Origin of the sequence: Vibrio orientalis CIP 102891 = ATCC 33934 (genome assembly GCF_000176235.1) — a bacterium.
GTDB lineage: Bacteria > Pseudomonadota > Gammaproteobacteria > Enterobacterales > Vibrionaceae > Vibrio > Vibrio orientalis.
The window spans coordinates 1,422,086-1,439,406 of record NZ_ACZV01000004.1 but is presented as its reverse complement, the minus strand read 5'-3'; the positions used below and the strand labels follow the sequence as shown (position 1 = coordinate 1,439,406).

The 17,321-nt window shown below is 43.6% G+C and carries 17 protein-coding genes; 4 read left to right on the top strand and 13 right to left on the bottom strand.

Annotation, left to right across the window (positions count from 1 at the left end):
* Positions 1–70: 70 nt before the first annotated feature.
* From VIA_RS09965 to VIA_RS09930, 8 genes are all read right to left on the bottom strand, one after another.
* Positions 71–541: a chemotaxis protein CheW gene (locus VIA_RS09965; RefSeq protein WP_004416509.1), complete on the bottom strand. Its 471-nt coding sequence runs from the start codon at positions 539–541 to the stop codon at positions 71–73.
* Entirely contained in the window at positions 538–1,005 is a 468-nt protein-coding gene (locus VIA_RS09960; RefSeq protein WP_235801280.1) for a chemotaxis protein CheW, read from the bottom strand. Before VIA_RS09960 ends, VIA_RS09965 begins: the two co-directional genes overlap by 4 nt.
* Positions 1,006–1,108: 103 nt before the next feature.
* Entirely contained in the window at positions 1,109–3,172 is a 2,064-nt protein-coding gene (locus VIA_RS09955; RefSeq protein WP_004412858.1) for a chemotaxis protein CheA, read from the bottom strand.
* 45 nt (positions 3,173–3,217) lie between these two features.
* On the bottom strand, positions 3,218–3,577 hold the full coding sequence (locus VIA_RS09950; RefSeq protein WP_004412857.1) for a response regulator: 360 nt from the start codon (positions 3,575–3,577) through the stop codon (positions 3,218–3,220).
* A gap of 4 nt (positions 3,578–3,581) precedes the next feature.
* Positions 3,582–3,863: an STAS domain-containing protein gene (locus tag VIA_RS09945; protein ID WP_004412856.1), complete on the bottom strand. Its 282-nt coding sequence runs from the start codon at positions 3,861–3,863 to the stop codon at positions 3,582–3,584.
* Between the two features lie 339 nt (positions 3,864–4,202).
* Positions 4,203–6,188: a tRNA(Met) cytidine acetyltransferase TmcA gene (locus tag VIA_RS09940; protein ID WP_004412855.1), complete on the bottom strand. Its 1,986-nt coding sequence runs from the start codon at positions 6,186–6,188 to the stop codon at positions 4,203–4,205.
* A 92-nt stretch (positions 6,189–6,280) separates the two neighbouring features.
* Positions 6,281–7,252 carry a ParB/RepB/Spo0J family partition protein gene (locus tag VIA_RS09935; RefSeq protein ID WP_004412854.1) on the bottom strand — a complete coding sequence of 324 codons (972 nt, stop codon included), beginning with the start codon at positions 7,250–7,252 and terminating at the stop codon, positions 6,281–6,283.
* A gap of 7 nt (positions 7,253–7,259) precedes the next feature.
* Positions 7,260–8,477 (bottom strand): ParA family protein, encoded by a 1,218-nt coding sequence (locus VIA_RS09930; protein ID WP_004412853.1) that lies wholly within the window; start codon positions 8,475–8,477, stop codon positions 7,260–7,262.
* A gap of 1,229 nt (positions 8,478–9,706) precedes the next feature.
* On the opposite strand from VIA_RS09930, the gene VIA_RS09925 reads away from it, so the two are divergent.
* Positions 9,707–11,677, top strand: coding sequence for a replication initiator protein RctB domain-containing protein (locus VIA_RS09925; RefSeq protein ID WP_004412852.1), 1,971 nt, complete (start codon positions 9,707–9,709; stop codon positions 11,675–11,677).
* A 375-nt stretch (positions 11,678–12,052) separates the two neighbouring features.
* Here VIA_RS09925 and VIA_RS09920 read toward each other — a convergent pair whose 3' ends face one another.
* From VIA_RS09920 to VIA_RS09910, 3 genes are read right to left on the bottom strand one after another with little or no spacing between them, the layout of a single operon-like run.
* Positions 12,053–12,541 (bottom strand): hypothetical protein, encoded by a 489-nt coding sequence (locus VIA_RS09920; RefSeq protein WP_004412851.1) that lies wholly within the window; start codon positions 12,539–12,541, stop codon positions 12,053–12,055.
* Positions 12,538–13,470 carry an ABC transporter ATP-binding protein gene (locus VIA_RS09915; protein WP_004412850.1) on the bottom strand — a complete coding sequence of 311 codons (933 nt, stop codon included), beginning with the start codon at positions 13,468–13,470 and terminating at the stop codon, positions 12,538–12,540. Before VIA_RS09915 ends, VIA_RS09920 begins: the two co-directional genes overlap by 4 nt.
* Positions 13,467–14,315, bottom strand: a complete 849-nt coding sequence (locus tag VIA_RS09910; RefSeq protein WP_004412849.1) for an ABC transporter ATP-binding protein — start codon at positions 14,313–14,315, stop codon at positions 13,467–13,469. Before VIA_RS09910 ends, VIA_RS09915 begins: the two co-directional genes overlap by 4 nt.
* A 359-nt stretch (positions 14,316–14,674) precedes the next feature.
* Between VIA_RS09910 and VIA_RS09905 the strand changes: the two genes are divergently transcribed.
* Entirely contained in the window at positions 14,675–14,872 is a 198-nt protein-coding gene (locus VIA_RS09905) for a PA3496 family putative envelope integrity protein (RefSeq protein ID WP_004412848.1), read from the top strand.
* A 169-nt stretch (positions 14,873–15,041) separates the two neighbouring features.
* On the opposite strand, the gene VIA_RS09900 is transcribed toward VIA_RS09905, so the two are convergent.
* On the bottom strand, positions 15,042–15,884 hold the full coding sequence (locus VIA_RS09900; protein WP_004412847.1) for a substrate-binding periplasmic protein: 843 nt from the start codon (positions 15,882–15,884) through the stop codon (positions 15,042–15,044).
* A 129-nt stretch (positions 15,885–16,013) separates the two neighbouring features.
* Here VIA_RS09900 and VIA_RS09895 point away from each other — a divergent pair, with 129 nt between their 5' ends.
* Positions 16,014–16,223: a DUF3283 family protein gene (locus VIA_RS09895; protein ID WP_004412846.1), complete on the top strand. Its 210-nt coding sequence runs from the start codon at positions 16,014–16,016 to the stop codon at positions 16,221–16,223.
* Between the two features lie 94 nt (positions 16,224–16,317).
* On the top strand, positions 16,318–17,034 hold the full coding sequence (locus VIA_RS09890; protein WP_004412845.1) for a YebC/PmpR family DNA-binding transcriptional regulator: 717 nt from the start codon (positions 16,318–16,320) through the stop codon (positions 17,032–17,034).
* Positions 17,035–17,076: 42 nt separating this feature from the next.
* Here the strand turns inward: VIA_RS09890 and VIA_RS09885 are convergent, their stop codons facing one another.
* The gene (locus VIA_RS09885; RefSeq protein WP_004412844.1) at positions 17,077–17,313 is read right to left on the bottom strand and encodes a DUF2798 domain-containing protein; all 237 of its coding nucleotides are present in this window, start codon (positions 17,311–17,313) and stop codon (positions 17,077–17,079) included.
* Positions 17,314–17,321: the final 8 nt, after the last annotated feature.

Here is a 17,321-nt window from a genome sequence, read left to right as displayed (position 1 = left end):
GAGTTTCCCCTCACTGGTTGCTTCATCTGACGTTATCTACCGACACGAAAACACTGCATACGTAACGGCCTTAAGCCCAACTCTCTTCCTCTTGGTTGGGTAGAACTAATTCTGCTGCATCGAACAGAGTTTCAAGATTAATAAGAATAAGGTGCCCATTTGCTACCGAAGCAATTCCTCGAACATAGCTATGATCGACATCAGCGGAGACATACGGAGATGGTTTGATCTGCTCTTCGCTAAGTGGATAAACTTCAGAGACACCATCAACAATGATGCCTAACGGATGTTTTTGTGCATCATTGAGTACAATCACTACCGTCGTTGCCCCAATATGGGCCGGAGACAAACCAAATCGCATTCTCAGGTCAACAATAGGGACATATTCTCCACGAATCTCCAACACCCCTTTCATATACTCCGGCGAGTTTGGTACTTCTCTGACTGAGCTCCAGCCACGCACTTCTCTCACCTCTAGAATAGGAACGCCGTACTCTTCCTCTTCAAGGACAAAGCTTAAAAACTCTTGAGTCATAATCATGAGTGCGCCCTTAATATTCGTTCAATGTTAAGTAACTCTTCTGTATCAAGTAATGACATGACTTGTTCACCAACATTGATCAGCCCTTGCAAGTAGGGGGTCACAAGCGATTCACCAACCGCCGGATAGAGTTCATTTTGACCTTGGCTAACCACATCACTAACCGCATCGACGACTAAGCCCATCAAGCGCTCTTGCTCATCATCACTAAAGCGCAGCACGATAACGACTGTCGTTGGTAGATACTCTCGAACTCCAACTGAAAAACGCAGTCTTAGGTCGACAACGGGAACGATCATCCCTCGCAGGTTTATCACCCCACAAACAAAGTCTGGCGCTCTTGGAATCGGGGTTGGTCGCTCCCAAACGCGAATCTCTTCGACGTCTTTTATCTCAACGCCATAAAGCTCCCCAGCAAGTTGGAAGCTGAGAAAATCCGCACTTTCGCTCGCCTCATCATTCATGTTCTCAAGCAAGGCTTCCGCTTGAGCTTCAATATTTTCTCGCGACTGCGCGGCAAGTTCGTTGTTGTTACTTGGTGTTGCTACCACTTCCATGTTCGCCCCCTTACGCCGCTAGGCCTTTGTTAGATGAATCAGAGGTACGATTTAAGAAATTGGTAATCAGTCCTTGCACATCAATAATCAAAGAGACCGAACCATCTCCCAAAATAGTGGCTCCGGATATCCCCGCCACTTTGCTGTAATTTGATTCTAAACTCTTGATCACGACCTGTTGCTGATCGAGCAATTCATCAAGCAGTAGACCAACTCGATTTCCCGCCGCTTCAACAAAACAGAGAATTCGTTGATCTAGACCGCCGCTGCTGCCCATCTCTAACTCTTCTTGTAATCGCAAGATTGGAATGTTCTCTTCTCTAAGGCGATACAACTCGATACCGCCAGAAGCGAGTTTGATGCATTGAGGATCAATCTGAATCGATTCAACAATGGTTAATAGCGGAATAACATAGACTTCTCCCGCGACTCGAACTAGTTGGCCATCGAGAATAGCCAAAGTCAGAGGTAGGCTAATAGTAAATCGACTGCCTTTCCCTAGCTCTGATTCCACCTCGATATGTCCACCTAACTCCTCAATATTTCGTCTAACCACATCCATTCCTACACCTCGACCAGAGATGTCTGAAACTTCTTCTGCTGTTGAAAAGCCCGGTGCAAAAATGAGGTTCATGATCTGTTTGTCGCTATACTCTTCGCGACGTGAGTCCGGTGATAACACGCCCTTCTCTAGAGCCTTATTCCACAATTTGTCGCAATTCAGGCCTGCACCGTCATCTCGGATTTCGATAACAATCGCACCACCTTGATGGTAAGCATTCAGTTCAATCACACCCATTTCTGACTTGCCGTTTTCTAAACGCTGCTCTGGCTGTTCAATACCGTGGTCGATACCATTTCTGACCAAATGCACTAGAGGATCCACTATTCGCTCAAGAACGGTTTTATCTAGCTCGGTTTGTTCGCCTTTAATTTGCAGGTCAACTTGCTTCTCAAGACGGCTTGATAAATCACGAACTAAACGAGGGAAACGGCTGAAGGCAAAGCTCATCGGTAACATACGTATGTTGAGCACATTCTCTTGCAAGTCTTTACTGTTCTGCAGCAGTTGATCTAAGCCTGATTTAAGTTTCTCTAGCTTATCGATGGAAAAATCATTACCAATTTCAGTCAGCATCGACTGAGTAATCACCAACTCACCTACTAAGTTGATCAAGCTATCAACTTTGTCGATGTCAACACGGATGGAACTCACGCTGGAGTCAGACTTCGCGACCTTAGTCGATTTAGCAGCACTCTCTGGTACAGGTTTTGTCTCAGTGTTTTCAACCGTTGTGACAGGTGACGTTGTTTGTTGGCTATCTTCAGCAGGTTGCTCTATATCGGGTTGGCTCAACTCAATAGTTAAGTCACACTCATCTTCTACCCACTCAAAGATTTCTTTAATAAGGTCGAGGTCAAGTGCGCCACTTATCGTCGCATGCCAAGATAAGAAGCAAAGTTCAGATTCAATCTCTTGTAGTTCAGGCAGAGCGGAAGTATCAATATTGATCTGACATGAATCGTCTAGCTCGCTCAGTTCTCTCAATATTCTAAGCGGGTCATTGCCGCTAAAGAACATATCCTGATGGGGTGCAAAAGAGATATTCCAGACTTGATCGGCGTTTGATGAGGTTTCTAAAACGTCTTCACTTTCACAGTCGACAACTTCAGGCTCACTCGAGTCGCTACCTAATAGCTCTGCCAACTTTTGACTGACCTCTTGTTTGAGATCCAGATTCACATCGGTTCCCTGTTCATGCCCTTCTAGCATGCTGTGAATACAGTCGCCGCTCTTAAGGAGTAGATCGATGCTGTCGGCAGTGAGCGTTCGTTCTTGGTTGCGCACTAAATCGAGATACGCTTCGACATTATGAGTAAACTCGCTAATGTCGAGAAGATTAAACGTCCCTGCTCCCCCTTTGATTGAGTGTGCTGCTCTAAAGATTGTATTGATGGACTCATCTTCAATATGAGCCAAATCTAAATTGAGCAATACCTCTTCTAGCACTTCAAGATTTTCACGACACTCCTCGTAAAACATCTTGCGCAGTTGCTCCATGTCTAATGCCATATTGTTGCCTTACCAATTGACGTTGCAGTGGAAAACTAAACCGAACTAAATAACGCGTTTTAGTGTTTTTAATAGCGTATCTGGATTGAACGGTTTCACTAACCAACCTGTTGCTCCTGCCGACTTACCTTGTTGTTTCTTATCAGTACTGGTTTCAGTCGTTAGCATTAGGATGGGAATAAATTTGTATTGGGGTTTCTCTCGTAAAGCTTTAACTAATTCAAAGCCCCCCATGTTTGGCATGTTGACGTCTGAAATAACAACATCAAACTTTCCAGCGGTCACTTTGGACAAAGCGTCGCGTCCATCATTAGCGGTCTCAACATCGTAACCAGCATCACGTAATGTGTGGCTAACCATTTGACGAATTGACACCGAATCATCTACAGCCAAAATTTTTGTCATATTGTCACTCTCCAACTGAGTTGCTCTTTTCAAACTGTTCTTTCAGCCCAAGGGTCGAAATACCTTCAAGCAGTAAATTGGTTGGGTTGATGAGTTGAACCTCAATCTGATTGCGTTTCGCGGTCAGGAATAAAGCGGTGAGCGCTTGGATGCCTGCAGCATCAACACGCACCACTTCAGAAGCGTTAATATGGAGTGTGCTAGCTTGAGTAAGCCAATGTTGGTATTGAGTCGTCGTGTCGAGCACAGTCGATATATCAAGAGACTCAGGTAATAAACAGTCCATGTTTTCACCTTTTTAATTATTCCTAGCCGATATTAAGCAAGTTGCTTAATGTTGAGTGTAGGAAGGAATCATTAATTCGCAAGGTGAGGCAATACAGATTTTGTATGAAGAGGGCTTGAATTTAGTTGTAGATAGATTAATTAATCTTTATATATTAGCTAATTAGGAAGTTTTAATATTGATATAAAAAAATGCTAATCAGGGCGGTATGTTTAACTACCATCAAGTTTATCAATATATTGTAGATTGAATTTACACTGTAAAACAGTCACTTGTTTACAGTGTAAATTCAGTCATTGAAATCTGATTCACCCTTTTTACAGTGTAAATCTAACCATGTTATAGAGACCGTAATATCTCTCTTAGAGCCTGTTCCGTTTGCTTATATCCTGCGAAATTGAACGCCTTAGCACATTGGTTCCAATCCCACCGTTGAACGACTTTTCGAATAAACAAATCATCAAGCTGATTCGCCAAGTGAGGGGCTTGCTTCCACCAATTATCAAGAATTGGCGCCACACTATCAAAGTTAGTCCCTCCTTGAGCATAGAGCTGAACTAAACGGCCAACGCCCCTATTTTCAACGGAAGCATCATTAACAGAGATTAAACTACGGACAAGTTCAATCTCAAGTTGTTGGAACCCTTCGCTCAATGCGTAGTGAAAACTTTGTTGGAAAATTTCACTCGCTCTATCGCTCCAATTGCTACTGCCTAGAGTCATTACAAGTGAGTGGGTTCCGCTCGCCTGATCTCGCTGACTTCCTAATTTGACGGGTTGAAAACCCACACTTTTCCAGAAGGCCACAAGTTCAGGTGTCGCACCAAAGCTGGTGGAATAAAAATCGTAGTGAGTCATATCTTGAAGCTGGCGAATCAGCAATTGTCCGTTACCCATATTCTGCAATTGCGGATGTACAGCAATACGCATCACTCTTAAGCTGGACTGCGCCGCTGCTTGTGTAAGTCCAAGTTGGCCCGCCAATACGATGGGAACAAGATGCCCACGTGGACGACGCTGACCAAGTTGAACCTCATTGATGAGTTGAGGAGATAACCTGCCTTCATCAACGGTGAGTATCGACGCTAAACATTGTTCGTCTTGCTGCCAAACATAAAGCTGAATTGCCGGATCGCTGAGCAACAACATCAGGTCATTGGGAGAAGTTTGATAATGAGCATTCACAAGTAAAGCGAAGCAAGAGCGTAGTAGTTCAGGTTTATCAACTAGACGTTGTTTATCGATTAACTCAAGCACAGGTTTACTCACCGCATTTGGCACTTCGACTAAATCGGCATTGAGTAAGAAACTGTCAAACAACCACAACTCTAATGGGTCTCCACTTGCCCATCGGATTGGCTGATCTAAGTGATAGAATACCGAGCCAGGACGCTGCTCTTTAAGCCAAGTTTGGAACTTAAGCGTGAACCCTCTACCGCAACCTTCGTAACCATGAATCGTGGTAGAAAACACAGTGCGATGATGACTCTCAACCATTTTCTTTAGCATTGGGATAGGGATAGCAGAGGCTTCATCGACAAATAGACAGTCAATCGCCTGGGTGCGTTTTAACAGCTCGTCAGGTGCAACAAACTCTAATATCGAGTTTTCCCATTCGATAATATTCTTGCCACGCTTTGCATCGGGTAACAGACGACTAGCGTGTTCAAATACAGGCGAAATGGTTGCCGAGCTTGGCGCCGTTAACACGATATGAATAGCTCGGCTTTGCATCAATTGTGCGGCGGCAATCCCCAGCGCACTGCTCTTGCCTCGACCTCTGTCAGCGGTCATAACTAACGGGCGCTTACGATGCCCTTCAACCACCTTAATGATTTTCTCAACCGCAATACCTTGTTGTTCGAACGGTGACATCTCGGTAACGTTAATGTTAGGCAACGCTGGAAGTTCACTGCCCTGCTCTATGACCAATAGTTTTTGTAACGACTGATTGAACCAAGCAGAGTCATAGCCCTGCGTTTGTTCTAAAGCATCACATAAGATAACAATGATTCCTCCACCTTTAACGCAGCCTGTCGCAGCGCTAAAACTGTTGGCATCAATCCCATCTCTAAAATCACAAACAAGTAACTCACACTCTTGTCCGAGTAACTGCTGACCTTTATTAAACTTCACGCTCTTTGTCGCTTGTAGCGCAATTGACCCTCCAAGCTGGTAAAGGCTTTCTGGCTTAATAGCATGGCATAGTTGCTCAATAGATGCGTCTTGCCAGTCGCTATCTCCAGACAAAACGACACCAAATCGATGGTGACGCTGCTGAGCAATATTAATAAGTTGAGTAAAGTAGTGATTGAGAGCAGCCATGTGAGAGCGAGGACCTAGAGTTACGTCAGTGGCTATCATTATGACATAAAAAAAGCCGCTAATAAGCGGCTTAATTAATTTCGAATTATCGACTAATTGAGTTTAGTGGCAACTAAATCTAAGATCTCTTGCATTAACTCGTCATCAACTTTCTTAAGATTTAGGGTCAAATTAGAGCCCTTACGAGTGTAGTCCGCTCGACCTTTTACCAACTCTTTTTTCGCGGAAGGAGTTTTCTTTGCAGGAGACAACTCTTCAACCCAAGCTTCGATGGTTTCAGTCACTTCTTTAGTAATACGAGCCACGCCTTGAGACTCACTACGTTGCCAAACAAAACCGTCTTCAGAGCGACACTTATCGAGCAACTGACTGCGTTTCTCTTGCGCCAGACCATTAAACTGTTTATGCAGTTTAACTATCGTCGGTCGACCAAGCTCTGCAACATTCGGGTATGCTTGAAGAAGTTGCAGTGGGAGATCAGCCGCTTTTAAGGCGCCGCTCACCAAAGCCTCACTACATTGGAACATCTTCGCTAGTGCTTTCTGGTCTTCTGCTTCACCACTTTCGAGTTTGGCTAACATCTCTTTGCCCTTCTCATAAAGAGAAAGTGGCTTGTGCGCGTTCGCAACATCAGAAAGAAACTTAGCGTGTTGCGTGCTAATGTTCTCACCAACGTAAATAAGAAACTCTTTATCCGCCAGAATACATGACATGCGACGACGGCTACCATCGAGAACTTCGATTTTGCCATCTTCACGTTTACGGCCAACTGCTGGGTATTGCTGGCCACGCTCTTTTAAAGTCACCAACACATCTGACAGAGCGTGCTCATTTAGGAACGATTGCTCACGTGCGTTCTCTGCGAATACGACTGTTTGCTCAGTCACTTTGTCCGCTGGAATTCGAACTAACTCGAACTGCACCTTTTCTTCACCTGCAACCGAAAGTTCAATAACCTGAGCTTGGTCTTTTGCGGCTTGTTGGGCTTCCTGCGGCGTCGTTACATGACGCTTATTCGCCTTACCAAATAATCTTGCGTTTAAATCTGAAGTCTTAATTGCCATTTTCTAATTACCCCTGATTTAATGATGTCCAGTGACTGTGCAGTACACGCTCGACTTCAAGCGCACTTTTTTGTACTGCATCTTGCGCGGTAGCAAGTGTCTTCTTGCCGCCTTCAAAATCACCTGTTGTCAGGTCAAATACAGTACTGTAGGTATCTGCACATGTTTCAAATGCTCGGCTGCGCGGAATCGTCGCCATGGTTACTTGATCACCAAGTAAGTAGTTCATTTCCGTCAGCACTGCGACTTGCTTCTTGTTATCATCTTCAAACATTGTTGGCATTAAACGAACAAACTCAAGACCTTGCCAGTCTTCAGGGAACATCTCGTACACTGTCGGTAAATGTTGGAAGAAGTTAACTGTTGATGCCCAGTCCAAACGCTTAGCTGCACAAGGGATAAGCAACGCGTTCGATGCGTACATCGCGTTCCAAACTAGTGGGTCAACGTGTGGACCCGTATCAATCATGATGATATCAAAATCATCCGCAATCTTATCAATCAGTTTCTCTTTAAGTAGCTTAACGATGTCTAGAGATTGATTCTGAGATAAATGCTGCCACGCTTCAGCGTTAAACATCGCATCTTCTGGGAATGCAGAAACCGTCTTAAGATTTGGATACTGAGTTGGTAACAGTACATTCTTGTTAAGGAATTCATTGTCGACTTCTACCCCTTCAGGCACGTTATCAAGCATAACGTCGACGGCAGAATAGATATTCTCATGATCGGTAAGGCTGATTTGCGGATTGAGGAATAGACGTAAAGAGCCTTGCGGATCTAAATCTATCAAACAGATACGGTAGCGCTTATCAAGATTTAACGCTAAACATGCAGCTAGGTGAACCGCGGTCATCGATTTTCCCGTACCACCCTTTTGGTTCTGTACGTTGATAATCCAAGGTTTGTTGTCGCCGTTTTTCTTACGTTGATGGAATTTAGGGAGACCCGCAGCGTCCATCAGCATATGTGCTTCATCAAGAGAAATAGAGTAATGGTTAGCATTGTTCTTCGTAAACTGATGACCAGACTCTTCTAACTTGCTAATTGCATCATCGAGTTTACGACGCGTTAAACCAGAACGTGTTTCCATCAATGCTTTTGACATCGGAGGGAAATGTTCGTCGCTACGCTCTTCTAAAACTATCTCAATGCGATCTGCTTGAACCTGAGCTGTTTTTTCAGCGAGTTGAATGAGACTCTCGATTGTATGTTCTCGTTTCATTTGCCAAATTCCGTTATTAATGACTTAGTTACGATTGTACAGCATTTAAAACCATAGACAATAAAAAGGTGCACACTCAGTTATAGATAAACATCACATAAAATTGAGTTTTGACATTAATTTGATTGAATTGAGGATTAAACAAGCAAAAAATTGACTCAATTTTACATTGATAATGCACTACAAACTGAAAAACATTGAAAGTGTCACAGTGTCACTTATTTACAATGTAAACATGATTGTCTATTGTGAACTCCGGAACGATTAAGATTAGTCACTAATTTACGGATGGTGTAATTTTGACTTTAAAAGGGATATTTTGTCGCTAAGCTTTTGTCATCACTAACTCGTAGACAATGAGTCGGTATTACTATTACTCGTCTTACTGTTGGAAGCATGATCAAGGGAACTGTCATGATCATGCTTCCTTATCAAATTGCTACTTTAGGAACGATGATCAAGGAAAAATCATCGCATCTCACAGCCTTACGCTCAGTAAATTGAAAAGATCCAAGATCGGAAAAATGATCAAGTGTAAATCAACACCGGAAGCATGATAATTCCAGACTAAATTACGGATGAATGTATATGGAGTGGGAGATTAGGGCTAATTCACTCAATTAAATGAAGCTTCTTGGTAAACATAGGAAGAACACGCATAAGTAGAGCTCCCATCATGATCATGCTTTCGAAACTATTCTGCTAAACCGCCATATGTGGACAAACTCAGTTGAGTGTTAACTGAATCTTTAATTAGATTATTATTCGACCACTTTAGGATATCAGCGCTTGATCCTTGATCATTCTTTCGGGACAATATCGAACAGATTCAACTGTCGTTATTAAATAGAGCATCCTTTCCTCACCTTGCTTGTGGATAAAGTGTTAGAAGATGATGATCATGCTTTCAGTCATTCATTGATCATTGATTCGAGTTCGCTATGATCATCGTTCTAGCGATTTTTGATCATGCTTTCAATGGTTTATTGATCATGCTTTCGCTTCAGCCATGATCATGCTTTCCACGCATAAAAAAAATAGTCTTTTATAAACAATCTCTTACAATCAATCTTTCGCCCTGATCAATAGATCATATAATCAATTAAGATCAGATTAATCAAAAAGATCAGTTATTTAAAAGCAATAATTTTTTCTTTATTTATGATCTTTTTTTCTTTATTCTTTCGGAACTATAGCGATATTACGGCTAGCGTGACACGGATCTAATAATGAGCTCAGACGAAAAACTGCTGATCAAAGCGCCAAGAAGCCACAAAGACGGACACTTATTTGAAGTTTCTGAAATGGCGGTGAACTGGATTGAACAGTACCAACACTTCAAAGGCGTTACCAAAAGTATCGTTGAACTTCTTAATTTAATTTCACTGCGAGGCTTTAGCAGCAAAGATGGCTTGGTTTCAACAACAGAGCTTATCGATGCAACTGATGGCCAAGTCACTCGTGCGGCTATTCAGCAGCGTCTGCGTGCAGCAGTAAATATCGGATTATTTCAACAAGTCCCAGTTCGTTTTGAAGAAGGGCTTGCTGGTAAAACCATGCTGCATCGCTTTGTGAATCCAAATCAGCTCATTTCAGTACTAGGCGCAACTAGCTTAGTGACTGAAACTGTTAAGCAAAACGCAAAGCAAAAACGTTCGAAAGCATTGGCTCAAACACAAGTCAATAAGCGCTTACTTAACGAGTATGGTTTGAATACCCCGCCAGCGATGCGTGATGAAGCCGATCAATTTGTCGTTTCTCCAACTAACTGGGCTGGTATCATCGATCAAGCCTTAGCTCCGCCCCGAACGCGTAAGAGTTATCAAAAGAGTATGGTGTCGATCTCCGGCACGCGCGCAGTGATCGAGACACGATCTTCAAAGAGCATCATGACCGTGGACGATCTGATGACACTGTTTGCTCTGTTTACGCTTACCGTGCAATACCATGAGCACCACCAGCATCAATACCAACTGGATGGTACGCACGTACCGAATAAAACGCCGCTCTACATCACGGATATTCTTTCTTTGCGTGGCAAGAAGGACAGTGGTCCAGCTCGTGATTCAATTCGCGATAGTATTGATCGTATCGAGTTTACGGATTTCCAACTTCATGAGCTAACAGGGCGTTGGTTAAGCGAGAACATGCCAGAAGGCTTCAAGAGCGATCGTTTTAGATTTTTGGCCCGTACCATCACTGCATCGGAAGAAGCACCTACAGAGGGCGCTGACGGCGAAATTCGCATTAAACCGAACCTATACATCCTGGTATGGGAGCCATCGTTCTACGAAGAACTGCTCACACGAGATTATTTCTTCCTATTTCCGCCAGAAATTTTGAAGCAGCACACCTTGGTATTCCAGCTGTATAGTTACTTCCGTAGCCGCATGTCTCGCCGTCACAGTGATGTTATGTTGCTCAGCGAGCTTAACCAGAAACTGGCGCGTAACATTGAGTGGCGCCGTTTCTCGATGGATCTGATCCGTGAGTTAAAGAAATTGTCCGATAACAAAGGGACAGAAGATCTTTTTGTTGTGAACTTATGGGGTTATCACTTAACGATCTCGACCATGATGGAGAACGGAAAGATCAAGGATTACCAGTTCGATATTAAGTGTGATGCTGAAGAGGTATTGCGTTACTCGCGTGCTCGTACGACCAATGCGGGTAAGCGTAATATGGCGCCAACCTTGCCGAACCCACTGCGTAATGAAATGGTTTCGAAGAAGCAGCTTGAAGAGATGTCGCAAATCATTGATGGTGAATTTGAGCCTATTCAGCGAAAAGAACGTTCACCGAAGGGCAATTTGGGCCGTCGCGTGAAGCAGCGTAAACACCTAGTAGAGATTAACGCTGACGAGATTACCATTACTCTATCTAAATATACCTCCTCAGAGGCTCTAGAACGCTCTATAACGGCTTTAGCTGCGATGACCGGGCATTCCCATAGCTCGATTCAAGAAGAGTGTCTGGAGCTCATAGACAAGCTCGACTTCTTGAGAGTCGGTGATCAAGCAATTCCATATGAAACGCTAAGTAAGATGATCGAGCTGTATAATGCTCAGAGTGAGAACAAGCACTTATCGATTGAACGATTGATCGCAGGCCTAGCGGTTCGACGCAAAGTCTGTAAGCAGGTGTTTGAAGGGCATTTAGATGAAACGGTATTCCGAGCACTGGATGAAGTCGCGGTATAGCGTGAAAAAGCCTTGAGACAAAAACCAGCATACAAATGCTGGTTTTTTTGTGTTTGGTTACCTTGTTAAATACCCTGTTACACTCTTGGTAGAACAAGACAAAGCTACTACATTCCCCTGACAGTTAACTGACATTGTGAGTAGGGGAGTTGGATAATATTTATCCCGAATAGACAACCTTTTGTCCTTTCTGATGAATGGGGGATAGGATTATCCCCGATAGATTGGCTCATATTGTTACATTCATTCTGAATATTTTGCGAGTTCTCTGAACTCGCTTTTTTTTGCCTAAAATTCAGGTCTTAGCGACAGTTTCCGGATCAATGATCAAGGGATTTTCCTTGATCATTGATCCGAGTATTACCGCTTTAATGACTAATGGAGCGATGAACTCCCTTGATCATAGTTCCTAAGATCACGACTTTGAGGTTCATTCCATGCGTGACTCGCCATAAATTGGACATGGCTTTCGATAAGCTGATGGGATTCTTGCTGCCAATGTGAGCGCGTTTGTTGATTACAGAACTCTAGGCTCAGGACAGCAAGGTGTTGTAAGCGTTTCATGCACCAATCTTTTAATTCCAACTCACTTGCCGGTTTAGATACAACCTGCTGAAGCTTGCTATAGGCTAACTGAAGATATTGGAACGCCTTTTCAGGGTCACTATATTGAGCGTGATGAAAGATACGCAGACAACCATCTAACCAGCAGGCGATCGCCTTGCTCTGAACATCAGTGATCACAGGCCCCCATACACTGTCAGGCACCGATAGGATCAATGATTCCAATTGATTGCCTTGATCATGCTTTCGAGTTTCATACCACTGACTTATCTGCTCTACCCACGTACCCAGTTCACTCATGCTGCTTTAACCCAATGTTTTACAAAGTGGTTTGGACCAACTTGATCAAATCCTTCTTGTACAATCGCACTCTGCTCACGAATTTGATCAGCATCTAATGAATAGTTTGGTTCACTTTTGACTAAGTTACCAAATGGCAGATCAGGATCGGGTACGGCAGAGATGAGAAGCTTGGTATAGGGATGTTGCGGATCGGTCAAGATCGCTTGGGTGTCACCCCATTCAACAATTTGCCCTTTGTACATCACGGCCGTCTCCTCTGCGATGTAATGGGCGGTCGCTAAGTCATGGGTGATATACAAAAAGCCGATTCCGAGCTCTTTTTTCATCCGCTGCATCAGATTAAGCACACCTAAGCGAATAGAGACATCCAGCATTGAAGTTGGCTCGTCCGCTAAGATGACTTCAGCCCCCACCGCTAATGCTCTGGCTAGGTTGACTCGCTGTCTCTGGCCGCCACTCAGTTGATGTGGGAATTTCTCAAGGGTATCGGGGGCGAGTTCCACCAGTTCAATTAGCTCTTTTAATTTAGCCGGGATATCAGCATTGCTCGCTACTTGATTGTGGATCTTAAGTGGACGAGTGAGGTGATGAGCGATGGTGTGAGTAGGGTTGAGTGAACCAAACGGGTCTTGAAACACCATTTGAACTTTGCTGCGATACTCTTGAAGATCTTTACGGCTAGTGATCTCATTAATATTTCGTCCATTGAATAGGATCTCGCCCGAAGTTGCAGGGTGAACCTTAGTGATCAATCGAGCACAGGTGCTTTTACCACAGCCTGATTCACCCACCAGCGCAAGTGTGCGCCCCTTGTAAAGGTTTAGCGTTATCCCTTGCAGAGCTTTGAAAGTATCGACGGAAGAGAACCCACCGCCAATGGTGAACTCTTTGACTACGTTGTTGAGTTGAATGATGGGATCGCTCATACCGTGACTCCTTGGGTTTGATGTTTAGCTTCATGGATATTAGGGAAAGAGGCCCAAAGCTTTTGTGTGTAGGCGTGCTGTGGATGGTTGCGAATGTTTTTTGACTGATTCACCTCGACAATCTCGCCATTGCGCATAATGGCAATCCGGTCACACAGCTGGCTCATCAGTGCCAAATCGTGGGTAATGAACAGCACGGAGAAGCCAAATTCTTCACGTAACTGGTAAATCTGCTGCAGGATTTCACGTTGAACGACGACATCAAGTGCTGTGGTGGGTTCATCCATGATAATGAGTTTAGGGTTCAATGAGAGTGCGATGGCGATGACTAAGCGCTGACGCATTCCGCCACTAAACTGGTGTGGGTACTCGGTTAAACGTTCGCGAGGAATATTAACAAGGTCGAGTAGCTTTTCAGCGCGATCTTTTGCCTGTTGGTCGCTCATGCCGCGATGATGACGTAGCACATCGGCAAACTGCTCTTGAATCGGTAACACTGGGTTGAGTGAGTTCATGGCACTTTGGAACACCATAGCAATTTCACTCCAGCGGATAGCGGTAATCGCTTTATCTGATAGGCGCAATAGATCTTGCCCTTCAAAATGGATTTGACCATCAGAGATAAACGCTGGCGGCTTATGAAGACGATTAATTGCGAAAGCGATGGTACTTTTTCCACAACCTGACTCGCCTGCCAGGCCAAAAATTTCGCCTTTGCCGATATCGAAACTCACCGAATTGACGGCGCGAAAGTCACCTTTTTCTGTAATGTAATCGACACACAAATCCCGTATTTGAATGATCGGGTCCGGATGAAAAGCATATTGCTTTGAAAATTCACTCATAACTCTTACCTAAAATATAAAAGAGAATGATTATCATTAATGCTTATTTTATGAGTGGAAAGAAGTTAGGTTGAAAAGGGTGAACTCACTCGAAAAATCTCGCGGTAACAAACAAAGTCACAATGGGGAGAGGCGGAATCTTAGGAGAAAAATGAGAGCCGGATCGACTTCATTTGTTAGGGGGTAATCCTTTAAATGTACTTCGCTCTATAGTGCTGCGCAAAAGTTATTTATACAAAAAACAGTAAGAATTTTGGATCTATTAGCACAATCACATTCTCGGACTAAAATTCTTAACAAGGGACGAAGAGTTTTGCTACAGATTAGTCGTCCCTAGCATGGTTTGTTCGGAGGTATTTATGTCCATTAATTCTATTGACCATGATGAAATGAGTAAGATTGCTGGCAAGTGGGACTTCACGGAAGAAGTTGAATCACAGAAGCCGACTAAGGGAGTTAAATCAGCCGAAGCTCGTCGCCGTATTGAAGCATTAAGAGAGATTCGAGAAAGCGGTTTAACTATCGAAGAAGCGAAAGAGTTAGGCCTGTTGCACTAGTCACAAACTCAATTGAAATCTCTAAGGGTGGCGTAGGAAAGCCGCCCTTTATTTTTGCCTCTCACTATCGACATTCCTTGAGATTGGGGACAAGCGTTTGCTGACTCAGCTGAGATCGAAAAAGTAATGACTATGATACTCAAGTAGAGTTTAGCCACGACAACCACGGCTACTCATATTGCTCGAGCAAAACTGAAATACGACCAGTTTCCTGAAGTGATTTAAGCCCTGTATTGAAAACAAAGATAATATGTTCCTTTTTAGGGTGATCACGGCTGATAGCAATATACAGCGGGTTTTCGGCCAAAGGTTGTTTGACCAATTGGAAATCGCTTATCTCTAGGTTGTTGTTTTTAATAAACCATTTAAAAAACATCTTATCGGCGATCAAAGCATCAATTCGACCTGCTTTAAGTTTCTTAATGTTGGTGGCTATATTGTCCGCGTCCAAGCGATCAAAATCATTAGAGTTCATGAAAGCATCGTCGTAGGCGTAGCCTCGAAGTACGCCGATCCTTTTCCCTTCTAGGCTCTTTAAACCATGGTAATCAAATGAGTTACCGTTCAGAGTGACAAACACTAATGAGTTGATCAGATAAGGTTCACTGAAATAGAGGTATTCCAGCCTCTCACTGCTCTTCCATACCGTCAGGGCGATATCGTAGCGTTGGGTTGCCACTTCTCTCAGCGCTCGACTCCAGGGTTTGATAGTGAGTTTCAACTCGTACCCTTGAGCGGAAAAAGCTTCAGCAATTATCTCATGGGCGATGCCATTGTATTCTGAAGAATCAATGATATAGGGTGGCCATTCATCCTGAATTGCCCAAATTACCTTGGCATGTAGCGCTACATTGAAAGTGACTAGGTACAGTGTTAATGCCAAGAAAATAGCAGATTTCATGATTTCAGCCTCGCTAAAACTACTAGTGAAATTGTAGTCAATAAATGGCAAATCTAAATCTAGTTCTGCTTTAGATGAGTAAATAGATCCATCTGCTCCTATCGGTAGCATTTGCGTGATTGTTTATTCAATTCACGATTTTTTTGATCTATTCCGTCTCACAACCGCGGTTTCGCTCTCTACTTTGCTTTTTGGTGTGGTATATTCCCAAACCATATTTTTACGGATTTGAGCTTTTGTATGTCGATCAACCTATCTACGCTTCCGGCTAACGAGAAAAACAAGATTGAACTTGATAAACAAGCTTCGTTTTTAGTTTGGAAGTTGCGTGAAGCCAAGGCTGTGCCTGACGAGATTGATCAGCAAGCCGCTAAAATTGTAGATGACGCAGAAAAAGCCTCATTTTTAGAATCTGTAGACAAATATAAGCGAGTAATGGGCGTAGCGTAATTGCGTCCCTTTCCTCTGCAAAGGTGAGAAATTGAAAAGCTCACACGTTTTGCTAAAATCCTTCGCAACAAATTGAATTAGAGAGAACATCCCGATGGGAAGAAGTTTTGAAGTGCGCAAAGCCTCTATGGCGAAAACTGCAGGCGCAAAAATTAAAGTTTATTCCAAATACGGTAAAGAAATTTACATGTGCGCTAAGAACGGTGGCGGTGATCCAGACATGAATTTGTCTCTGAAGCACTTGATCACTAAAGCGAAAAGAGACCAAGTTCCAGCTCACGTTATCGATAAAGCGATCGATAAAGCGAACGGCGGTGGTGGTGAAGACTACGCTCCAGCACGTTACGAAGGCTTTGGCCCTGGTGGCACAAGCGTTATCGTTGACTGTCTAACAGACAACGGCAACCGTACTTTCCAAGATGTTCGCCAATGTTTTGTTAAATGTGGCGCGAAGATTGGTGTTGAAGGTGCAGTTTCTCACATGTTCGATCACCAAGCGGTATTCCAATTCAAAGGCGAAGACGATGAAGCAATTCTAGAAACGCTGATGATGGACGACGTTGATGTGACTGACGTTGAACTTGAAGATGGCGTGATCACGGTATTTGCGCCTCACACTGAGTTCTTCAAGACGAAAACAGCATTGAACACAGCATACCCAGACCTAACTATGGATGTGGAAGAGATTACTTTCGTACCTCAAACTCATACTCCAGTAGCAGGTGAAGACGCGGAAAAATTCCAGAAGTTCTTGGATATGCTAGATGATTGTGATGATGTACAGCAGGTTTACCACAACGCTGAACTGTAATCAGAATTGAATAAAAAAACCGAGCCAATGGGCTCGGTTTTTTTATGCTTGGGAAACGGAATTCGCGCCAGAAAGCCAGCTAGATAGCTTACGTATTTGTGGTAATACTGTCAGATTCAAGACAATGGCGGCTGGCCATGCGAGCAAAAAGCTATCTAGCCAAATTGCAGGCCAAGTACTACTGAACCCAAGTTTATAGCCTGAGATTAAGCCAGACATGATGACGGCCATGGTAAATGATGAAAGGAGAGCGGAAATCCAAAATTGTTTACGGCTCATAATGTGTC